At 46.7% G+C, this 1,138-nt stretch carries 2 protein-coding genes; one reads left to right on the forward strand and one right to left on the reverse strand.

What is annotated here, in order from left to right:
• The first annotated feature begins 693 nt into the window (after nucleotides 1-693).
• Complete coding sequence (locus ACJHYD_RS24475; protein WP_001358489.1) at nucleotides 694-849, forward strand: hypothetical protein; 156 nt, start codon at nucleotides 694-696, stop codon at nucleotides 847-849.
• On the opposite strand, the gene ACJHYD_RS24480 is transcribed toward ACJHYD_RS24475, so the two are convergent.
• Nucleotides 846-1,138: shufflon protein C (locus ACJHYD_RS24480; protein ID WP_074404255.1), on the reverse strand; the 293-nt coding region annotated here is incomplete at its 5' end. The two genes, ACJHYD_RS24475 and ACJHYD_RS24480, sit on opposite strands and share 4 nt — an antisense overlap.

Genomic DNA, 1,138 nt, shown 5'->3' on the forward strand with positions numbered 1-1,138 from the left:
CGTGCCAATCCGGTACGTGGAAAAAAGGAGGGGGCATAGGGAAAGTCTCCACCTATCAGCTTAATTTCCCATACTCTCAGTCAAACTTGGGTCAGCATACTTTTTGCGCATTATCCCATGTAAGAGCAACGGGTTTCCATAATTCAAAATACGATTATTCAGAATGCTCGTTATCTAAGTCCGGAGCAAACTGGCAACTAACAGCTTACCCACCTTCACTAGCTAGTTATCGTTGTGATGCAGTATGTATTGATTAATCATAGAAATAGGGTGCGTATAACGGTACGTTATATGGCAGCTACTACATCACTGTTCACTGCTTCCGCTAATTCATACCAGAATACTCACTGACACAATGCATAAGTAGTGACTGAATAATACTGATTCTGGTTGGTGTTTTGGCTGCAACCAGCTACCCATGCACTGTTACCGGAGGGGGAAGAACGCTTGAGAATGGCATTTGAAAAGCTGCACATTCCACCACCTCCTGTAACTTTCTTTCCTGAAGGGCAAGTCGCGGTGGCAATTGGCTGATTCCAGTCACTTGCTGTCGCAGTAACCATCTGTACTGTACCGCCGCCATTTTTCTGCCACGTACCGGATTGGCACTGGCCTCCGTGCCAATCCGGTCGGTGGTCTGGTGGCAATAAAGTGAACTACTCCGCCTGTAAGTGGTATCAATCATCTGTAGCAATGAATCACTTCATTGGCGGGAAAAGTGGAGGATCTATCTACTACAAACCCATTCAATGCCCGACCGGATTTATCATGACAGGTACACGCATGTATGGCATTGGTGATGGCGTTGATGAGGAACACGTTGATGCTTATTGTTGCCCCTTCGGTTAAATCCCAGCACCAGGAAGATTCAGGCATGTAACAGTAATTGTGCCGCCGGACTCATAATTTCCCCACGCATAATTATTCACATACCAAACCTTGTTTTGGTCGGAGTATACCTGCTGAAACCCACCAAAAGGCGCACCATTAAGGTATGTCCACGAACAGTACGCATGTACGCCAATGCTCAGATTTCGGGTGTTTTTCCCGATATTGTACGTACTGGTAGTGAAGTTCACTTTTGCCGTTGTCCAGATACCGGATTGGCACGGAGGCCAGTGCCAATCCGGTGTGTGGA

It is taken from the genome of Escherichia sp. WS1368 (assembly GCF_046487485.1).
In the GTDB taxonomy this organism is placed as follows: Bacteria; Pseudomonadota; Gammaproteobacteria; order Enterobacterales; family Enterobacteriaceae; genus Escherichia; species Escherichia coli.

What these genes read in the sequence shown, in the direction of transcription:
- ACJHYD_RS24475 (WP_001358489.1), top strand. Translation starts at nt 694, where the DNA reads ATGAATCACTTCATTGGCGGGAAAAGTGGAGGATCTATCTACTACAAA.